The organism is Streptomyces huiliensis (assembly GCF_020037025.1).
In the GTDB taxonomy this organism is placed as follows: Bacteria; Actinomycetota; Actinomycetes; order Streptomycetales; family Streptomycetaceae; genus Streptomyces; species Streptomyces huiliensis.
In genome coordinates, this window is record NZ_JAIQLH010000471.1 from 1 (window position 1) to 2,894 (window position 2,894).

At 75.2% G+C, this 2,894-nt stretch carries 3 protein-coding genes; 2 read left to right on the plus strand and 1 reads right to left on the minus strand.

What is annotated here, in order from left to right:
• Window positions 1–331: 331 nt before the first annotated feature.
• A complete protein-coding gene (locus tag JNW98_RS35205; RefSeq protein WP_223772333.1) occupies window positions 332–904 on the plus strand; it encodes an ATP-binding protein in 573 nt (190 codons plus the stop codon).
• A 134-nt stretch (window positions 905–1,038) separates the two neighbouring features.
• Here the strand turns inward: JNW98_RS35205 and JNW98_RS35210 are convergent, their stop codons facing one another.
• Window positions 1,039–2,046, minus strand: a complete 1,008-nt coding sequence (locus JNW98_RS35210; RefSeq protein WP_223772334.1) for a LysR family transcriptional regulator — start codon at window positions 2,044–2,046, stop codon at window positions 1,039–1,041.
• Window positions 2,047–2,183: 137 nt separating this feature from the next.
• Here JNW98_RS35210 and JNW98_RS35215 point away from each other — a divergent pair.
• On the plus strand, window positions 2,184–2,894 hold a 711-nt coding region (locus JNW98_RS35215), incomplete at its 3' end, for an MFS transporter (RefSeq protein WP_223772335.1).

Consider the following 2,894-nt stretch of genomic DNA (forward strand, 5'->3'; position numbering starts at 1 on the left):
GCGCGCGGCGACGGGCCGGGGTGAGCACGCCCCCGGACACGGGCGCCGAGGGCCGCCCTGAGGGCCCACCCTCCCGGAAGCGGCACCGCGCACCCGCCGGGGCGCACGCGCGACAGGGGCGGCACGGGTGCACGGTGGGGGCGCACGAGTTGCGCCCGGGACGGCGAGGGTCGAACCTTGAGGCGTACACAGCATCACTGAGGGTTCATCGACGGTCGCGTTCCGGATCGGTTCCGTCGTGCGGTCCGGCCCGCCCGCCGGACCGGGACGGGCGCGCACCGCGCCACGCATCTGCATCAGGCTAGCCCTACTTCTTCAGGGAGTCGCAGCCGTGATCAGCCGAGTGAACAAGCACTGCACCGTCGAGCTCCAGGCCCTGCCGCAGCGGATCCGGCAGGTGCGCAGAATCGTCTCTGCGCAGTTGCGCTACTGGCATCTCGATCCGCTCATCGACCCCGCCGCGCTCGGCGTCACCGAGCTCCTCACCAACGTCCACCAGCACGCGGAACCGGACAAGCGGTGCACGGTCGAGATCTCCCTCATGCTCGACCGGCTCACCGTGTCCGTACGTGACCACGACCCCCGGCTGCCGCGCGTCGGCGCTCCGGACGAGACCAGCACCCACGGGCGCGGCCTCGCCCTGGTCGCGGCGCTCAGCTCCGGCTGGGGCGTGCAGCCGTGTCCCGAGGGCGGGAAGGCCGTGTGGTTCACCCTGCTCGTGCCGGCCTCCGCCCCCGCCGCCGACCCCTGGCGCGACCGCGGCGCCGAACCGGCGGTCACCTTCGAACGGGCGACGGCCTCCCTGACCTCCCTCGGCACCGCGGCCTTCACCGAGCCCGCGGCCCTCCACCCGGCGGGCGCGGGAGCCGTCCCGGCGGTGGCGCGGGAGCGCTCGCCGGTGTAGGCGCGCGAAGCCGGCGGCCGAAGAGGCAGGTTCGCGCGTACGTCTTCGGCAGCGTCCGACCCGCCCTTCCGCGGCTTCCCGGACATCGCCGCGGCTGCCGGGCGCGGCCTGCCGGGGCGCTCCGCCGGACGGCGCTACGCGGGCTGCCCAGGTGTCGCGGGCCCGGGCCGGAGGCCGCAGGGCTCCCGCTCCCCGGACCCCTCCGGCGGCCCGGGGCGGGCGGACCGCGGCGCGGCGGGGAGGGCGGTCCGGGTGAACTCCTCGTGGAGGAGGCCGGCGAGCGCGGTCAGCTGCGGCGTGGTCCGGTCGGTGCGCCAGACCAGGCCCATCTGCGACGGCGCGCCGAGACCCTCGACCAGGACGTAGCGCACGTCACCGCGTGGGACGCGTTCGGCCAGTGGCCGGCAGACGAACATGGCGTGGTCCTCGGCGGCCACGAGCGCCAGTCCTTCCTGGACACCGCTGATCCCCCGGGTGGAGTGGATGGGCGCACCGGCGGGCGTGGACCGCGGGACGTGGGCGGCCATCCAGTAGTCGGGGGCGTCCCCGGCCGGGTGGAGGACGTCCAGCCCGGCCAGTTCCTCGGCGTGGACGCGGTCGGAGCCGGACAGCGGGTGGGAGGTGGCGACGGCGAGGAACCGGTCCTGCGGAGGGAAACGGAAGCCGACGGTCAGCTCCGGCTCCCTGGCGGGGAGTTCGACGACGGCCGCGTCGACCCGGTGGTCGAGCACGGCCGTGAAGGGCGAGCCCAACGGGATCTCGCTGAGCGCCATCGTGACCTGGTGGTGCGCGCGGAGCCGGCGGAACGCCTCGGTGACCTCCTCGTAGACGTTCCCCTGGAACCCGACGCGCAACCGGCACAGGGCGCCGCGCCGGGCGCGCTCGCGGGCCTGGTCGAACGCGGTGGTCAACGCCTGGTGGGCGGGGCGCACCTCGTCCACGAACTGCGCGCCCAGCCTGGTCAGTTCCACGCGTCGGCTGGTGCGTTCGACGAGGCGCGCGCCGACGTGGCGTTCGAGGGCGGCCACCAGCTGGCTGACGCGGCTCTGGGAGCAGCCCAGCCGCGTGGCCGTCCGGCCGAAGTGCAGTTCTTCGGCGAGCGCGAGGAGGCACTCGATCTCCTGGACGTGCACCGGGTTCATCGTGCTCCCCTTCCGACGGACCGTGCCGGCCGGCTGACAGGCCGGCTCGCGGATCGGCCCATCGATCACTCTAGTTGATCGACGCATGAGGAATCGGCCGATGATCCGGGCCCTGACCTGCTGTTTGGCTGGGTGCCATGAATGCACAGGGTTCGCAGGGTTCCGGCACCGGTCCGTCCGGCCGCACCAGACCGTGGCAGTGGCTGGCGGTCGCCGTGCTGTCGCTGAGTACGTTCGCGGTGGTGACGTCGGAGATGCTGCCGGTCGGCGTGCTGACCCCGATGGCCGACGGTCTGCGGATCTCCCGGGGCCAGGCGGGGTTGAGCCTGTCGGTCACGGGCCTGGTGACCGCCGTGACCGCTCCGCTGGTCGTCCGCGTGGTGGGCGCGCTCGACCGGCGCGTGGTGCTCGCGGCGGCGATGCTGGTGCTGGCGGCGGGCAACGCCCTGACCACCGTCGCGGACGGTTTCGGCACGCTGGCGGTCTCCCGGGTCGTCGTCGGGGTGGGGATGGGAGGTGTGTGGGGCCTGGCCTCGGCGGTGGCGGTACGGCTCGTGGCGCCGCGCAACGGGCCGTTGGCCGTGTCGTTCACCGTCGGCGGGGTCGCCGCCGCCTCGGTCGTGGGCGTTCCGCTGGGCACGCTCGTGGGTGACGCCTTCGGATGGCGTGCCGCGTTCGCCACGCTGTCCGGCGCCGCGGTGCTGCTCACCGCCGGGCTGCTGACGGCACTGCCCCGCCTGCCGCGGCCGGCCGCGCGTGGCGAGTCCGCCGCGCGGGGCGAGCCGGGCGTGGGCGGCGAGCCGGGCGGGCCGGCGGGGCAGGCCGCTCCGGCGGGGCAGGCCGATCCG

Coding starts and splice junctions, on each gene's coding strand:
- JNW98_RS35210 (WP_223772334.1), bottom strand. CDS start 2,046: ATGAACCCGGTGCACGTCCAGGAGATCGAGTGCCTCCTCGCGCTCGCC.